This window comes from Enterococcus sp. UD-01 (genome assembly GCF_044909655.1).
Lineage (GTDB): Bacteria > Bacillota > Bacilli > Lactobacillales > Enterococcaceae > Enterococcus_L.
Genome location: NZ_JBIYEU010000014.1, coordinates 61,008 through 77,785 on the forward strand (window position 1 = coordinate 61,008; position 16,778 = coordinate 77,785).

General features: G+C 37.9%; 13 protein-coding genes and 1 riboswitch. Of the genes, 1 reads left to right on the top strand and 12 read right to left on the bottom strand.

Translation table 11 applies throughout. From position 1 onward, the window contains the following. Window positions 1–47 precede the first annotated feature (47 nt). Complete coding sequence (gene thiT / locus ABH902_RS11770; RefSeq protein WP_404590951.1) at window positions 48–638, bottom strand: energy-coupled thiamine transporter ThiT; 591 nt, start codon at window positions 636–638, stop codon at window positions 48–50. 52 nt (window positions 639–690) lie between these two features. Beyond that, a riboswitch (TPP riboswitch) is annotated at window positions 691–789 on the bottom strand. A 189-nt stretch (window positions 790–978) separates the two neighbouring features. Between thiT and nrdI the strand changes: the two genes are divergently transcribed. Continuing rightward, the gene (gene nrdI / locus ABH902_RS11775) at window positions 979–1,410 is read left to right on the top strand and encodes a class Ib ribonucleoside-diphosphate reductase assembly flavoprotein NrdI (RefSeq protein ID WP_404590953.1); all 432 of its coding nucleotides are present in this window, start codon (window positions 979–981) and stop codon (window positions 1,408–1,410) included. Window positions 1,411–1,424: 14 nt separating this feature from the next. Here the strand turns inward: nrdI and ABH902_RS11780 are convergent, their stop codons facing one another. The 11 genes from ABH902_RS11780 to ABH902_RS11830 form a co-directional block, all read right to left on the bottom strand. Next, on the bottom strand, window positions 1,425–1,841 hold the full coding sequence (locus tag ABH902_RS11780) for a polyketide cyclase (protein WP_404590955.1): 417 nt from the start codon (window positions 1,839–1,841) through the stop codon (window positions 1,425–1,427). Between the two features lie 108 nt (window positions 1,842–1,949). Beyond that, window positions 1,950–2,411: a phage tail protein gene (locus ABH902_RS11785; protein WP_404590957.1), complete on the bottom strand. Its 462-nt coding sequence runs from the start codon at window positions 2,409–2,411 to the stop codon at window positions 1,950–1,952. A 181-nt stretch (window positions 2,412–2,592) separates the two neighbouring features. After that, entirely contained in the window at window positions 2,593–3,288 is a 696-nt protein-coding gene (locus ABH902_RS11790) for a hypothetical protein (protein WP_404590958.1), read from the bottom strand. Between the two features lie 194 nt (window positions 3,289–3,482). Continuing rightward, complete coding sequence (locus ABH902_RS11795; protein WP_404590960.1) at window positions 3,483–3,887, bottom strand: hypothetical protein; 405 nt, start codon at window positions 3,885–3,887, stop codon at window positions 3,483–3,485. A 251-nt stretch (window positions 3,888–4,138) separates the two neighbouring features. Beyond that, window positions 4,139–4,822: a hypothetical protein gene (locus ABH902_RS11800; RefSeq protein ID WP_404590962.1), complete on the bottom strand. Its 684-nt coding sequence runs from the start codon at window positions 4,820–4,822 to the stop codon at window positions 4,139–4,141. A gap of 166 nt (window positions 4,823–4,988) precedes the next feature. Continuing rightward, entirely contained in the window at window positions 4,989–9,752 is a 4,764-nt protein-coding gene (locus ABH902_RS11805) for a pectate lyase-like adhesive domain-containing protein (RefSeq protein ID WP_404590964.1), read from the bottom strand. Between the two features lie 514 nt (window positions 9,753–10,266). Continuing rightward, the gene (locus tag ABH902_RS11810) at window positions 10,267–11,370 is read right to left on the bottom strand and encodes an NADH-dependent flavin oxidoreductase (RefSeq protein WP_404590966.1); all 1,104 of its coding nucleotides are present in this window, start codon (window positions 11,368–11,370) and stop codon (window positions 10,267–10,269) included. 84 nt (window positions 11,371–11,454) lie between these two features. After that, a complete protein-coding gene (locus tag ABH902_RS11815) occupies window positions 11,455–11,829 on the bottom strand; it encodes a MarR family winged helix-turn-helix transcriptional regulator (RefSeq protein ID WP_404590968.1) in 375 nt (124 codons plus the stop codon). A gap of 159 nt (window positions 11,830–11,988) precedes the next feature. Further along, window positions 11,989–13,830 (bottom strand): ABC transporter ATP-binding protein, encoded by a 1,842-nt coding sequence (locus ABH902_RS11820; RefSeq protein WP_404590970.1) that lies wholly within the window; start codon window positions 13,828–13,830, stop codon window positions 11,989–11,991. Between the two features lie 13 nt (window positions 13,831–13,843). Continuing rightward, window positions 13,844–16,225 carry an ABC transporter ATP-binding protein gene (locus ABH902_RS11825; RefSeq protein WP_404590972.1) on the bottom strand — a complete coding sequence of 794 codons (2,382 nt, stop codon included), beginning with the start codon at window positions 16,223–16,225 and terminating at the stop codon, window positions 13,844–13,846. Continuing rightward, complete coding sequence (locus tag ABH902_RS11830) at window positions 16,225–16,671, bottom strand: MarR family winged helix-turn-helix transcriptional regulator (protein WP_404590974.1); 447 nt, start codon at window positions 16,669–16,671, stop codon at window positions 16,225–16,227. The genes ABH902_RS11825 and ABH902_RS11830 overlap by 1 nt, the downstream gene beginning before the upstream one ends. Window positions 16,672–16,778 lie beyond the last annotated feature (107 nt).

Consider the following 16,778-nt stretch of genomic DNA (forward strand, 5'->3'; position numbering starts at 1 on the left):
AGGTCTAAATTGAAGTTCCTCCCCCAAATTAGACCTGTTTTTTTTGCTTATATTCGTTTATGACTATGTGCTGCATGCTCCGGTAAAAATAGCTTAGGGTTGATTTTAAGTAGTACGATTAGAGCAATTGCCGTCACAATAGCCGTTGCTAACCCACTTAAGCCGTTCATCACAAAGGAAAACAACCATGGATTCATCCCCCACAAAGCAAAGCTGCCCCAGAAGATAACACCGGCAATAAAATGCCAAAAATAACGCATAAGCGTACCGAAGAAAGTAGCATAACAAATAAGTAAACTACTTTTTCTAAAAGCACTCTCTTTCACTGCTTCCTGCAGTTTATCGCTAAACATCCCCGCAAACCCAGCAAAAGCAAATGCCAAAATATATTCAATAATAACTTGTACCGGTGTTAAATAATAGACTTGCGCCAAAGGAAAATGTAGCAGTCCCCAAATAAACGCCGCGAAAAAACCCGCTTTTGTTCCTCTTCTTAAAGCAAAAAGTGTGATGGGAATCATTCCTAGAGATACAGAAAAACTACTGCCGATACTGGTTGGAATAAAGGTAAGCACCATCGCCAGCGCAGCGAACATGGTTCCTTCAATCCAGACCTGCAGCGCCAATTTTCTTTGCATAAAAAATTCCTCCTTTAGAACAGCCAAGTCACAAAGGAGGAGTAAAAGATCTATTTTACTCCATCACAATTCCTACACTCGTATTAACGAACAGGTTCGAAGGGTTTAGAGCGGATACTCATTCTCAGCCAAAGCTCCCCTTTGTGATGGGTTCTATTTAATTATTTTTATGTTATTCATTGATAATAACGGTTCAAGATTACCATGAGTTGAAGGAAAAGTAAAGAGTCAGCCTTGGGATTCGGGGAAATTACGAACCAAAATTTTTCTGCAGGAATAGGTTGTAAAACGGCTAGATTCCTACTATAGTAAAAGAGAACCTAGAATTGGAGGTCTAGCTATGAAAATACTTTATATTTCTATTTCCGGTAATACTCGTTCGTTTGTGCAGCGCTTGGCTGCTTATATTCAAAATCAGTATGAGGTCACTGTTGAGCTGAAAGAAATTCATGAAAATTCTGTCTTTGAAGATGAGCATGACTCGTTTTTCACCTTTGTTCCAACCTATTTGGACGGCGGGAATGGTGTGGATAATGGTGATACCGAAATTTTAACAGAAACCATGCGGGAATACTTAGAATTTCATGATAATTATCGTTATTGTTTAGGCGTTATCGGCAGCGGTAATAAAAACTTTAATCATCAATATTGTTTGACCGCCAAGCAATATGCGGAAAAATTTCAGTTTCCTTTCTTGGCTGATTATGAATTACGCGGCACGCAGGAAGACCTGGAACGAATTTCTGCTGTTTTGATACAAGCCGTTAAATAGCTGAGAACAGATAATTATTTTGTCTTTGCTTTCAGTTTGTTTTCTAAATCCTTCATATAAGTTGTCTGCATTTTTTTCAGATTAAGCATGAAAAAAGAAAGTAGATAAATCAGTGGATTTTTGAAATCTAGAGATTCAGTGAAAATCATCGTTGTTTGCTGTTCGGCTAAAGAAACGAATCGTCCTTCCCATTTGCCCGTAAAAAGCTTGTTGGACAGCTCAAAGGCGTAGAATTTGGTCTCTTCCTTGGCTATAATATGAAATTCAGTTGCACCGCCACCTCGATAATACTCGGTGAACTCCTGCGGACTTGAGGATTCTATCCTCTCAAGATCGCTGCGCCAAGCATATTCTTGATTGTCGGTCACAACGCGCCAGATGGTCTTACTACTTTCGTTAAATGTCCATTCAATAGTTGAGGTTCTATTCATTTTCTACTCCTTGGTTTTCCTTAATCTTCTCATATTCTACTAAGGTATGCAATGACAGACAAAAAGAGTGTGACGAAAAAATATTCTCAGTTTTTCGTCACACTCTTTTTAGTATTCTCCTTTAATCACAAAAAATGATCCGCGAATCGTGCCGGCTAATTTAGATTTCTGGCGAGCAAATTTGAATTTCCCTTCAAATTCCTGCGGGATCTCCATCCCATCCGACAGCTTGAAACCAACCGCCCGTTTACCGCCTTCTGCTAAAGTATACATAACATTCACAGACAAGCCATTTTCATAAAAAACATAGGCCATTCTGATGCCGTCCACTTCAAAGCTGGAAACCTCCAACGCTTTATACGGAAAGGACAAATCACGTTCAGCTAAAATTTTTTCAATCCACGCTAAGATTTCGGGTGCTTCGCTTGCCGGTACCGTCACAAATTCATGCTTGTATTTATTCCAAAAATATCTTGCTTCATTGGCTCGTAACCCTGCCATTTGCTCAGCAAAAGGCGACTCTTCAAAGCCCGTTGTTGCTACCTGTTTGAAATCCACTTTATAAGCCATTTTTGCTCCTCATTTCTAATTTTATAGGCTTATTATAGGTAAGTAGATAGACAATAACAAACAATTGAGCTTTCCTCTGCTCTTTTACAGTTATTCAGATAATATTCTTTAGAATAAAAGTAACAACTCTTTTAGAATTTTGTCACTTTCTTCATTCTTAACTTCCCTAAATTTAGCCATTTTAATCTTCTATTTTCAAAAGCGGACTAAGACGATAATCGTAATGAGTCAGATAAAATAGGTAAATTAAAACAGCTGTTGGATATTCAGATACCTTATCCGATAATACTTTAAACTTTGTTTTATTTTTTAAAAAGGTTATCTCAATTAGCTTTTTGCCTGTAGCACGATCTTGAAAATAACATCGCTTTTCCTGCTCTATAAAATTAAGTCCTTCTTTTTCTCCTGCCTCTATTCCATCCTCATTTTTAATCAAGTCAACAAACATAGGTATCTCATTCTCATATACTTCATGAAAATAGTATCCACTCTCGCTTACTCCTCCATATTTACTTAGATAATAATTACTTCTCAACGGATAAGTCTGACTTTGTGACTCCTCCTTTAACCACAGAATATAATGATCCTCTTCTTTATCTCCCATAGAATACAACGCATCATCTGAAATATATCCAATATATTCGCGGTCATATACCACTAAATATTTTGTATAAGAAGTTCCCGCTAATCCTCCTATGGTTTGTTCGTCTATTGCCATCTGATCCTCTTTTTTCAGGACTATGGCATTATAATCCTCTTCACTATGGAAGTTTAAGTTTTCAGTCGGCGTTAATAGCTTCTTAACCAACGCTCTACTAATTCCTACTAAACAGAACAAAAGAAACAACACTAGTAGAATCTTTTTCAGTTTCTTCATTTTTTGCTCCTCCTTTAAAAAGGTTAAGTTAGTTCAGTGGAACTAAGTTATTTCGCGCTATTAAATAATACGTTTGTGGTAAATGTGGATGCGCCATTCCTCCTAGTTTGATAACCTTCACTGGTCCACTGCTAATGACAAAAGTAGCCTTTGCAAAGTCATATTTGGGTGCGACATTATGACTTATTATACTTTTATTCGCTTTCTCTTTTCGAGAAACTATTCTTCACTAGCCAAACAACCAAACAAATTGTTGCTTGTACAATAGAAAAAAATATACTAGCGATTATTGGCGTCAAACGAGATAAATCCATTCTGATAAAACCTGATGGTGAAGGAAACGGTAACACCTGTAATGGAAATAAAATCAGATAAAAAACAGTATTATATAAAACAAATAATATAGACCAATATAAATAATTTTTGGTATATTTCCATGCAACATACGAAGTTACTACAACAACATTAACAATCCAAAAAAAGAGAAAGTTGTTATATGTTCCATTTACATCCACAAACCAATCAACAACACCCAAAATAGTAATATATATCTGTACACCTAAAACAATTAAGAGTTTTTTCCTTACAACATTGTCCATTTCCTCACCTTTTCTTAATAGTCCTGTATAAGCTGATTATTATCCAATATCAAAAAATTCCAGAAATATTCTTCTTTTTATTTTATTATTACAAACTCTCATTAATCCTCTAACATATTGATTCACTTCCCACCTTATTATTTTAGAGGAACAAAATTATTCTGCGTTATTAAATAATAGGTTTGCGGTAAATGCGGATAAGTCATATCGCCTAAATTAAGGTCATTTCTATATATAAATATTAAGCATTTCTATATTCGGTCATAATGAATCATAAAAAATAGATAAATTAAATCCATGGTCGGGTAATCAGATACCTTGTCTGACAATATTTTAAAATGATCTATTTTTATATCCTTCTTATTTTTTGAGATTATTTCAATTATGTTCTCACCTGTATTGTGATCTTGAAAATAGTATTGGTCTTCTATTTTTATAAGATTAAGCCCATCTGTTACAGGCAACCCCGTTTCTCCATTATTTTTTACTAAATTTACTTGTAAAAGTTCTTCTTCGTAGTATTCCACATAAATATAAAAATCGCTTTCGTTCCACTTATTATACTTATCTAGGTAGTAATAATTGTTTCCTTCTGGGAAAGTGATACTTGGCGAATTCGCTTGCAATCGTATAATCTTATGATCTTTGTACTTGTCACCCATCGAATATAGTCGTCTATCTGGCTCTATAAGACCGATATATTCATGTTTATAAATTAAGAGATATTCTGAGCGAGAGCCGAACAAGGCACTGATTTCTTTTTCTTTTATGGTAAATACAGTATTTTTTTCTAACTTGATTTGATTATAATCTGCTTCCGTATGAAAATTAGGGTTTTTATTGGGTGTTATGATTTGCCATACCACAATCGCCAGCACAGCTAGGCTCAAAACAAGATAGAAAATTCGTTTCTTTTCTTTCCGAAGCTTTTTCATTTTATTCCTCCAACTTTAAACTTTACATTTAGCGTTTTGATTGCCTTATTCACTATCATTTCTTTATTTCCAGCTTTTTCTTAACCGATAAAAGAACGTATCTCAGCTAATATCGAACTATCAATTAACTGAGATCACAAGTTTTTCACTACATTCTCTAAATTGTCTATTTTAACGGTACTAAATTATTTTTTGCGATTAAATAATAGGTTTGAGGTAAATGCGGATGCGCCATTCCTCCTAATTTAATGACTGGAACTGGACCACTCGTTATCGCAAATGATGCCTTAGCCACTTCATATTTTGGTGCTACATCTGTTCCAATTTTTGGTGGAAATAAACTAAGAGTTTCTTTTGCAGCTAAATACGCTAAGTCCTGCATTAAGAAAGCTGGCGTTTGATATAAGCCTCCCCAATAACCTAAACCTTCTGAAAAAGTCCCAACTTGAGCAAATTTTTGTAATTTATCCGGTAACTCACGGTAAGCCTTCTCTGCTGCTTTTAATGCATTTTCTTCAGAAAACAAATGTAAATTACCACATCGTGCTGCTGTATTATTATTCTTTAAGTCAAATTTATACAAATCTGCGCGATCATTTGCAATTTTTTCGAACTCTTTCAAGGTTCGATTAGTACCACCATCTGGATTATAGTCATGCCCGGTTAGCCATTCAAAAGTGCCTTCTTTATCCCCAAATAGATTGCTATCCTCATAGTAATCGTTGACACTAACTTTTTTGTATTTTCCATAATTGGTAAATTCCCATGCTGTCAATGGTAAGTATGGCACCAAATCATCTGTGTTAATCACATTAAAAATTGTTTTATAAGTCTTTTTATTAATCGTATTGTTAGGTGCCGCAAAGGTATATACATAGGTTTTATAATTCGCATCAGCCTCATATTTTGCTCCTAAAAGATTCGCAATAGCCGCACCGCGGGAATGTCCCACAACGTAAATGATTTTTTCTGCGGATGAATCTACCTTATCTTGAATATAATCCTGAATGTGAGCATCCAAACGGTTCGTGGTCACGTCAAAGCCTTTATGATGTTGTTTATTTGTCCAATCTGGATTCTCTCTATCCCAGTAATCGTCTATGTCTGCTCCTACATCAAAGTTACTAGACCATTCCTGAACGGTTCCATTTGTACCTCGAACTGAAACAACAATCAATTCTTTCGTTTTGCCGGCATAAGTCATTTTCCGGTGACCTAGACCAACTTCAGAAATATCGTCATCTTTATACCCACCATTCTTATCAAGTTTGTAACGTTTAACATCACTCATTCCATATTGTTCCAACATGCTTGTAATGTCTCCATTGAAAGCCGTCCCTTGGTTAATCGCAAGAGTTCGATCTTCATAGACAACACTCGATAATAAAGAACCCAACACACTTAAATCCTTGTGGTAAGCGGTATTACTACTTGTAAAGAACTTCCGATAATCTAACTTAAACTCCACTTGAATTTCATCATTAATCCCATAATCTTCTTTCCCTTTTTCATCAACCATTTTCCCAGCAAACTGATTACCATTAATTTTTTCTGCATCTTCCTTATCACCAATACCATCATAATCGGTGTCCGGTAAAACCGGATTGGAGGTATATTCATACACTTCAATCGTATCCTGACCCTTATATAAATCTGAGGAAACACCATTAACTTTGCACATTTGTTCAATAAACGGCGTTAAGCTGATCGTTTTCTTTTTACCTAATTCTGTGTAATCAGATAAACCATCCTGATCTTTGTCTCGTCCACTACCTGCATCTACTTCTCCATCTAAACGAACGGCTTGAAAATCGTTTAATAAAACCCATGTTCCTTCATTTACATTTTCTCCAATATTGTCAGCAATCTTTAAAAGCTCCTGACTAAAATTCCCATAAATGTTTGCATAGATGCCACCGGTTTGTTCATATAATTCTCGATAGGTGGATTGTAAAGATGACGACGTGATAACAGACGTTGTGATATCATCACGTTCTAGTAATGCTGTCATTTCTGTTAATGTTGGGTCATTTTTCCCATAATCTCCACTTTCATCTGTTAATAAAATAATAAATTTTGCAGCATTGGATCGATACTTCAATTGTTGAGCAATTCCTAAGGCTCTAGTAACGTACTCTGTTCCACCAGATACATTCAATGTACCCATTTTTTGCTTAAATTTTTCGACATCAGAAAAGAATTGATGTTGATTATCCGGAAGTAATTGAACCTTGTCATCCGTATACTCCACCAAAGCAAAATTAGCATCTACTTGATAAGTATTAGTTAGCTCGTCTACAAATTGATTGACATTGTTTACTACATTTCTGATTTCGTCACTCATTGAACCAGAAGTATCAACAACAAAGGCGATATCGGCTTTTCCCATCGTCATATTATTGAGAGTTCTAGCAACTCCTGCAGCATCCAAACGACGGGCTTTAGTAACGGGTACTTCGATTTCTTCTGCTGGTGCATACTTCGCTTCATCATCCGTTGTCGGTTCCTTTGGTTCTTCCACCTGCAAAGCTGGTTTAGCCGTTCTTAATTTACTATTATTCGTAGCTAAAGCCGTATTTACACCTAGACTCTTCAAAAAGAGCTCATTATTTATAACAAGATACACACCCTGCGAAGTAATATCAGCTGAAATTTTCTCTTCTGATAAGGTGGTTGCCAGTGGCGTTAAGGAATTATTTTCATACTTACAAACAATCAGATTTTTTAAATAGTCTGCTCCTTGTGCAAGGACTGCTTCCGTCAACTCAAAATGTAGGGTCATTTCAGCAGTTTCAAAGCTGGTTGTAAGCTCTATCGGTGCACCTAAAAGAGCGCGTTGTTCATTAAAATTGTCAACAGTCGAAACCTCGACCTCTGCCTGTTTATCCAAAACTTTTGCTACAGTTGCAGTTAATTTAGGTACAAAAACAGAATCTTCTTCATAGAATTGTTCATTGATTCGTTCAGTGCTTAACTCTTGTGGAACAAGGCGTTCACTATCAAGAGTCACTCCATCACTTTTGGGATTTAACGGATCAAGTCCAAGCTTTATTTCATCGCCATCCGATAAGCCATCTTCATCCGTATCTTTTTTGGTTGGATCTGTTTTTAACTCTTTTTCTTGTTTATCTGTTAATCCATCATTATCACTATCTGCTTTAGAAGGATCTGTTCCATTGTTAATTTCTTCGCTATTTGAGAGACCATCACCATCGTTATCGCGATCGCCATCCTTGATTCCATCCTCCTCACTGCTTGCTTTCGTAGGATCGGTCAATGTTTGATTCCATTCCAGTCCATCATTCAAGCCATCTTCATCACTATCAGGATTCATCGGATCGGTACCAATAGCTTCTTCTAGCTCATTCGTCAAACCATCATTATCGTAATCATCATTGCTTCCCGAAAAATTACTAATTCTTCGATAGTCTTTAAGTTTAAGGGCTTTTAGTTCGGCATTTACTTTTGCTTCATCCGAAAATGTACAGTTCTTTTCACCACTGAAAATAATCGTTTCCATTGAAGGAATTGTCGTACTTGGACTACCTGTCTTCATTTCTTCAATCGTTGCAGAGTTCTTCCACAGATGAACTTCCTGTTGACGAAGAATGAATTGATTTGTATCATTTCTTAAATTTAAAACCCGATGACGCGCCTCTTTTTTACCTGTTGAAACGTTTTGAACATCAAAAACGCCTCCTGCCTCTATTTCAATAGCGCTGTTTGATACGCTATAGGCTTTAGCAAACTGGCATATGCTTCCTCCGGTAAAGTCAACTACACTTACATCACTAGACTTATCTGTTTGACCACTCACGAAAAGACTTCCCCCAGTTTCAACTGTTAATCGACACTCGGAGACCTTAGTTGGACTAAGCGGGCCTCGTCCAAACTGTAAAACTTTGCCTTTTCCTGAAGAATTTAAGCTTAAGATAGCTCCCTTTTTTATATTTAATGTGCTACCTTTTTGATCAAAACGCCAACCATTCCCTTTATTCTCAATTGTTACTTTACTTTTTTCATCAATCACTGCTGCTTTGTAATGTCCATAAAATGCTGGATAGCGACTCCCGTGCTTCTTATTGTTTAGTGAAATCTGACAGTTTTTTCCAATAGATAGAGCTTCATTTTTCCCAGTACCATCTTTAGGTCCTGCCACAACAAACCAAACAGTTGAATTGTCATAGTGTTCTGTTGTACCTTGCCAATTAGTGCCGTCTTCCACTATTAGCGAACCCACATACATATTTTCGGCTGAGGTACTTAGCTCTAAATTGCCATAGACACTGACTTGTGCTCCGTAAGCCATAGCTAAACGAGTAACACCCTTAGCGTTGTCTTCGTTGTCGTCATTTTTGGTATCCACATTGCCAAAACGGAAATACCAGTTTTTGGTCATATTTTCCTCATATTTTGACGTTTCCAGCCCCCAAGTTGAGTGACTATCACTAGCTCCAACGAAGGCATAAGAGGAATAGTTGCCAATAGCCGCTCTACTTCCATTTAAATTTTGTGCAATTGAAAGATCATGCATATGAAAAATAGAACGCGCCAATTTTTTGCCGGCCTGTTCCTCTACAAAACCAGTTGGTTTTTCACTTGTACGTAAGCCGTGATACTTTTTTAAGGTTAGCGTATGCCCTTGTCCGTCAATCTCAATAGAATTTTTTCTTTTATAATTCGTGGGACCAAATGCACCATTTTTAGACTTGTCCTCAACATCATTTGTGAGTTTAATTTTTGTCACTTCTTCATTTTGATAAGCTTCAATAAAGGTCTGCCAATCAGCGGCTTCTATAACTTTCTTTTCAGCTTGAAATCCTCCATGTTGAACATAGTATTCCTCTGTACTTTGAGCCTTCACTTGCAGCGGATGTCCCAACATGAACAGACCACCTACCAACAACGTTAACCACATACCTTTTTTCATTTTTTTCCTCCTTATTATTAATGCTTAAATCATAGTATTTGATGAAATTGCGTAGAAGCCGACTGCTTCCACCATTTAATCAGCAGAACTTTGAACTGACTCATGACAACCTTTAACGAATTGTCAGTGTTAATGAGCGCGCTTTCACCAAAATATTTCTTCATGAATGTGTTTATTTCTCTAGATATCTGCTCCTACACTTTTCAACCCTACATTTTCATTCTAATGTATTTCTCATATCCACACAATGTTAGTAACGTATATACTTCTTTTAGACCGTCAAAAAAGACCAAATATCTACTTATTCGATTTTTTTAATAAAAAATCTTAAGCATTTTTTAATCTTTTTGTTGCGATTAGAAATAAAACAAAAAAAGCACACGAACCAGTAAGATTAAGCGAATTAATCTAAACAGGCGTGTACTTTCTATATAAAAATTCTACTATCAATCAAACCACATTTTCCTGAGACAATGGAAATAAGCGGATGAAAAACTAAGATTTATGTGTCGCATTACTTCAACCGTTCAGGCATCATTCCTTGTAAAAAGCCCCAAACGCCATTACTAATCAACAATTCTTCCCGATCGTAATGTGATAATTCCGTTCTAATTAACTGTTCCTTGTGATCCAATACTTTTTGCACCCAATGCGGTTCAATCAAGACTGCTCTTCCGACAGCTGCCAAATCCGCATGCGCTAAGATATTTTGTGCATCTGTACCGGTACGGACATCGCCCACACCAATTAACGGTATACGATCTTGAAGCGTTTCTTTTACATATGCCAACATGGATTTTTCACTATAGTCGGCACTGACGGATACTTTATTGTAATCATTAATCGACATATGCAAATAATCCAGTGGCTTATTAGCCAGCTGATCCACTAAATACAGGGTATCCTCAAAGCGAATTCCCGGTGTTTCATATTCTTCTGGTGAAAAACGATAACCAACGATAAAATCCTTCACGCCGGAACGATCAACAACCTCTGTCACTCCATCTACCAATTCATTGATGAAGCTAAACCGTTTTTCCAATGAACCACCCCAACGATCTGTTCTACGATTGGAATGAGGAGAAAAGAATTGCTGAATTAAATACGTATTCGCGCCATGCAGCTCTACACCGTCAAAACCGGCTTTAATTGCTCTCTCTGTAGCCTGCTTATAGCTCTCTAAAAGCTCCAAAATTTCCGCCTCAGTTAATTCTCTTGGCGTTTGAGCATTCTCTCTTTCAGCAGCGACAGCGCTTGGTGCAACTGGCTGCCGACCATTTAACACACTGCTGTCAGTCATTCGTCCTGCATGAAAAATTTGTAGAATAGCTTTCGTATGATTTTGTTTGATAGCTGCCGCTAGTTTTGCCAACCCAGGTATAAAACGATCATCATAAACACCAAGCTCGCCTTCCCAGCCCTTGCCGCCTTCATGAACATTGGCTGCCGCAGTAATGAACGCGCCAGCTTCACCGGAGCGCAAACGATAATAAGCTAGCTCGTCACCTGTTACTACACCATCAAAATAAGACATTTTTGTCGTCATAGGGGCAATAACTAAGCGGTTTTTCAAACGTAATCCTCTTTTAAATGTAAATTCACTCTGTAACTCCTGCATGATTCATCCTCCTCTTCTTAACTATATGCATGCGCATGCATATATAATAACACAGTCTAAAAGAAAAATCCAAGCAGACTGATTTTAGGCTTCATTAAAATACGTTTCTAAGGCTTTTTCTATTAGTGTATTTATTTTTTCTACTTCAGCAATGCCTGCTTCAGTCAGCTTCACATAAATGCCTCTTTTATCCTCTGAACAGTTGACCTTGATTAAATATTGCGGGTCTTTGCTTTCCAGACGATTTATCAGGCGTGAAAGTGCACTTTGACTCAGATACAGATACTTGCCCAGATCATTCATGCGCATCTTGCCGTCATGCTGATTCAATTGATATAAGGCATAATATTCACTCAAGAGAATATCCGATTCTTTGCGCATTAATTCCTCTAATTTTTTTTCAACATACATTTGCTTCTGCGAAAAAGCTAGCCATTGATCAATTTGTTTTGTGTTCATGCTCTCATCCCTAACCTTACTCATCTATTCCTTTTCATTTTGCTTGTTTTTAAGACAAATGTCAAAGTATTTAGCAGAGGAAGCTTCTTTTGTTAAAAAAGCAATTCCGCCCAAACAGCTCTTTAAAGCGAGTTGCTTGAACGAAATTGCTTTTAGCTTTTATTCAGCTAATTCTTCAAATTGTGAATTGTACAATGACGCATAGAAGCCACCTTGTGCTAATAACTCTTCATGCGTTCCTTGTTCTTTAATGTCACCATTTTGCATATAAAGAATCTTATCTGCATCTTTAATTGTAGATAAACGGTGCGCAATTACAAAGGAAGTACGTCCTTTCATTAAGTTATTCATCGCTTCTTGAATCAAGCCTTCGGTTCTTGTATCAACGGAAGAAGTGGCTTCATCCAGAATTAGAATAGGCTTATCTGCCAAAATTGCTCGGGCAATCGTCAGTAATTGTTTTTGTCCTTGAGAAATATTGGAAGATTCTTCATTTAAAACCATGTTGTAGCCGCCAGGCAGGGTTTGGATAAAATGATGCACGTGGGCAGCTTTCGCAGCAGCATATACTTCTTCATCGGTTGCCTCCAAACGACCATAGCGCAGATTTTCCATGATGGTGCCTTTAAATAACCAAGTGTCTTGTAAGACCATCCCAATATTTTTACGTAAATCCGCCCGATTAAAGTCTTTGATGTTATGACCGTCGATTTTAATGGCGCCTGAATTCACATCGTAAAAGCGCATTAAAAGTTTTACCATTGTAGTCTTACCAGCGCCTGTTGGTCCAACAATCGCTACTGTTTGTCCTGGATCAACATGTGAACTAAAGTCATTGATAACGATTTTATCTGGCGTATAACCAAAGTGTACATGTTCAAAATCAACCATGCCTTTGGCTTTGTCGATTTCTACTGGATTTGGTACGGTTTGATCCTCTTCTTCTTCGCCAAGGAATTCAAATACTCGTTCAGCTGCTGCCGCCATTGACTGTAGCATGTTGGATACTTGCGCTAATTGAGCAATCGGTTGTGTTAGATTACGCACATATTGGATAAATGCTTGAATATCCCCTACAGTAATTGAACCATTATACGCCATAATTCCGCCGAAGATCGCTACAGCCACATAGCCCAAGTTACCGACAAAGTTCATAATCGGCTGCATTAAACCAGAAAGGAATTGAGATTTCCATGCGGATTTAAACAAGACATCATTTTGTTCTTTGAATTCTTTTAGTGAATTTTCTTCGTCATTAAACAAGCGAACGATGTTGTACCCGCCGATGGTTTCTTCCACCTTACCATTGATAACCCCTAGATACTCTTGTTGGGTTTTAAAGTATTTTTGCGAATTTTTAACGACGATCATAATAAGAATAAAGGAAATTGGTACGATCAAAATCGCGATTCCGGTCATTTTTACTGAAATCGAAAGCATCATGACGATAACTCCGATAATCGTAAAGGTTGAGGTAATCAGCTGCGTAATGGACTGGTTCAAGGATTGACCTAGTGTGTCCACATCATTTGTGATCCGTGATAACACTTCACCAGTTGTACGGCTTTCAAAATAGTTCATCGGCATGCGATTGATTTTTTCTGAAATTTCTTTACGCATCCGGTAAGTAATCTTTTGCGAAATTGTTGACATGATCCAGCCTTGGACAACTCCGAAGAGTGTGGCTAACAGGTACAAGCCCAGCATAAAGAGTAGAATGCCGCCAATTTTTTCAAAATCAATACCGCCAGTTCCTTGGTATTTTTTAATTAAACCGTTAAATAATTCTGTAATTGCTTTGGATAAAATCTTTGGTCCCCAAATATTGAAGATCGTAGAGGCGATCGCAAAGATGATCACAAAGAATACAGGAATTTTATAAGCGCCAATATAAGAAACTAATTTTTTAATGGTGCCTTTAAAATCTTTTGCTTTTTCAACTGGAGCAATTTGTCCAGGGCCGCCGCCGCGACGAGGCCGATGTTGTTTTTCTTCTGCCATTTTTTGCTCCTCCTTACTCCGCTTCTTCTATGCCTAATTCAGCATTGCTTAGTTGTGACTGCGCAATTTCCTGATAGACTTGTGACGACTGCATTAATTGTTCATGGGTGCCTTGATCAACTACGCGTCCTTCATTTAATACGATAATGTTATCGGCATGCAGGATAGTAGAAATCTTTTGAGCCACGATAATTTGTGTAACTCCTTTGATATTTTCAGCTAAGGCTTGGCGCAAGGCTACGTCGGTCTTGTTGTCAAGTGCTGAAAATGAATCATCGAAAATCAGAATTTTTGGCTTTTTAGCTAAGGCGCGTGCAATGGACAGACGTTGTTTTTGTCCGCCGGAAACATTGGTTCCGCCTTGAGAAATTTCCCGAGTGTAGCCTTTTTCATTCGCATCAATAAATTCTTCTGCTTGAGCGATTTGAGCGGCTTTTTTCATTTGTTCATCGCTGATTTGCGCATCACCAAATTTAATGTTTGAAGCGATATCGCCGGAGAACAAGACGCCTTTTTGCGGAACAAAGCCGATAATTTCATGTAATTTGTGTAAGGATATTTCACGAATATCCACACCATCAATGGTAATCCGTCCGCCAGTCACATCAAATAAGCGCGGGATTAAATTAACGATGGTTGATTTTCCTGAACCAGTAGAACCAATTAAGGCTGTCGTTTGACCAGGTCTGGCTGTAAAGTTAATATGATGCAACACATCTTCATCCGCATCTCCATAACGGAATTGAACAGCTTCAAATTTCACTTCACCTTTAAAGTCCACGTCATCTTTTGGTTGGGCAGGATCTTTGATTACAGGATCTGTATCAAGTACTTCTTCCACCCGACCAGCAGCAACATTGGCACGCGGTAAGATAATTGAAACCATAGAGAGCATCATAAACGCCATTACGATCTGCATGGTATACGTGATAAAGGCCATCATATCGCCGACCTGTAATTGACCATTATTCATATTGTGACCGCCGACCCATACGATTAAAACAGAAATCCCGTTCATCATCAGCATCATCACCGGCATCATAATAGACATCGCACGGTTAACGAATAATTGAGTTTTCATCAAATTTGTATTCGCTACATCAAAACGTTTTTCTTCGTAGCGTTCACGAGAGAATGCACGAATCACAGGCAGTCCAGTGATAATTTCACGAGAAACCAAGTTTACCCGGTCAACAAGTGTTTGCAATGCTTTGAACTTCGGCATCGTAAAGACTAGCAAGGTTAACACGAGAATCAATACAGCAACTACGGCTAAACCAACAATCCAGCCCATGCCTGTACCGGTTTTATACACATGGTAAATCCCGCCAAGCCCAAGAATCGGCGCATATAAGACCATCCGCATAATCATAACGATCCCCATCTGCATTTGTTGGATGTCGTTTGTGTTTCTTGTGATTAAGGAAGCCGGTGAGAATTTTTCCATTTCCGTATTTGAAAATTGTAAGGTTTTCTCATACTGTCCGACACGTAAATTACGACCGACAGATGCTGCTACTATAGAAGCGATTAAGCCTACGAAAATCGCAGCTACGGCTGAAATTAACGTTAAGATAATCATTTTTGTTCCTGTTTTGATAATATAGTTGGTTTGAATTTGCTGGGTATTCATATACAACGCTTTATATTCTGCCAAGGTTAGCTGAATCCCAACGGTTCTTAATGAATCAGTGCCGAGATCGCCTAAACCGTCTTTCGTTTCTTTTCTGGCTGCTTCGACTTTTGCAGGCATTTCATCCGTTAATTTTTTAAGTGAATCACCAAGCTTTTGGGCTTCTTCACCTTTGGCTTGCGCTTGCGCTGCCAAGGTTTGCGCTTGATCCGCTTGAGCTAAAGCAGTGGCAGGGTCTGTTGCCGTAGCGGCTTTTTGGCCGGCTTCTTTGGCTTGCTCCCCTAAGCTTTTAGCTTCTTCACCAAGCTTTTGCGCTTTTTCGGCATCTGCGCCAAGTGTTTTGTAATCTTCTATGATAGCTTTTGCTTGACTGGCGCCGGACGCATCCTTGGCTTGTGAGGAAGCCAGCATCATCATCGGTAAATCAAAGATGTCTCCAAGTTTTTCTTTGGTCATGCCATCTTTTAAAGCTAATTTGTAAATGTCAACTTCCTTGCCGTCAACGGTTTCAGTAGTTGATTTGTAATTATCCTCAACAATTTTTTTCTCATCTTCAGTCATGAACATTTCAATTCCCTGAAGAGTTGTCTTTCTGATTTTTTCAGGCGTTGAGTTTTCAAGCCCTCCTTGCTGAATACCGATATCCACAATATCAGATGTTAAGTTTGGTAAGCTCAAATCACTATTCGCTTGTATGACTAAAAGCACAAGCACGGCGATGACCGCATACCAGTATTTCCCTAGATGTTTAAAAATCTTCACTATTGGTCACCTTCCTCTTTCAGAGATATTTTTTGGGCGTAGTCTACGAATTTCGCAATCAGCTCGAGAAACTGCTTCGTATCTTCTTCACCCATTAGTTTAAAAATTTGAACGATCTTATCGCGCATTTGTTTCTTCTCACGCTTGGCCGCTTCTTTGCCGCATTCGGTTAAGGTAACATTAATCCGTCTGCGGTCATTAGGATCCATGTTCCGAACAATCTGGCCTTTTTTCTCCAAGCTTCCCAATACAACCGCAATCCGGGCACTGGAAAGATTCAAAGACTCAGCTAAGTGTTTAGGGCTCGTTGGTTTCCCATGACGATAAAGAAATTTGATGACGATATTTTCGCCTTGATTGCTCTTTTCAAATTTGCTGAAAGCACTGTTGCGATTTTCGACCATCAAACGAATCAGTTCTTGTTCGGCTTCTTCTGCGAATGACATATGACTCCTCCTTCTTTTAGAATAGTTACTTTCATCATTAATAGCTAACAGTATTAGTAACTAATGCTGTTTGATGTTAACTCATATAGATATTAAAGTCAATAGGA

What these genes read in the sequence shown, in the direction of transcription:
- ABH902_RS11795 (WP_404590960.1), bottom strand. Translation starts at nt 3,887, where the DNA reads ATGGACAATGTTGTAAGGAAAAAACTCTTAATTGTTTTAGGTGTACAG.
- ABH902_RS11820 (WP_404590970.1), bottom strand. Translation starts at nt 13,830, where the DNA reads ATGGCAGAAGAAAAACAACATCGGCCTCGTCGCGGCGGCGGCCCTGGA.
- ABH902_RS11805 (WP_404590964.1), bottom strand. Translation starts at nt 9,752, where the DNA reads ATGAAAAAAGGTATGTGGTTAACGTTGTTGGTAGGTGGTCTGTTCATG.
- ABH902_RS11810 (WP_404590966.1), bottom strand. Translation starts at nt 11,370, where the DNA reads ATGCAGGAGTTACAGAGTGAATTTACATTTAAAAGAGGATTACGTTTG.
- ABH902_RS11800 (WP_404590962.1), bottom strand. Translation starts at nt 4,822, where the DNA reads ATGAAAAAGCTTCGGAAAGAAAAGAAACGAATTTTCTATCTTGTTTTG.
- ABH902_RS11815 (WP_404590968.1), bottom strand. Translation starts at nt 11,829, where the DNA reads ATGAACACAAAACAAATTGATCAATGGCTAGCTTTTTCGCAGAAGCAA.
- ABH902_RS11785 (WP_404590957.1), bottom strand. Translation starts at nt 2,411, where the DNA reads ATGGCTTATAAAGTGGATTTCAAACAGGTAGCAACAACGGGCTTTGAA.
- ABH902_RS11830 (WP_404590974.1), bottom strand. Translation starts at nt 16,671, where the DNA reads ATGTCATTCGCAGAAGAAGCCGAACAAGAACTGATTCGTTTGATGGTC.
- nrdI (WP_404590953.1), top strand. Translation starts at nt 979, where the DNA reads ATGAAAATACTTTATATTTCTATTTCCGGTAATACTCGTTCGTTTGTG.
- ABH902_RS11780 (WP_404590955.1), bottom strand. Translation starts at nt 1,841, where the DNA reads ATGAATAGAACCTCAACTATTGAATGGACATTTAACGAAAGTAGTAAG.
- ABH902_RS11790 (WP_404590958.1), bottom strand. Translation starts at nt 3,288, where the DNA reads ATGAAGAAACTGAAAAAGATTCTACTAGTGTTGTTTCTTTTGTTCTGT.
- thiT (WP_404590951.1), bottom strand. Translation starts at nt 638, where the DNA reads ATGCAAAGAAAATTGGCGCTGCAGGTCTGGATTGAAGGAACCATGTTC.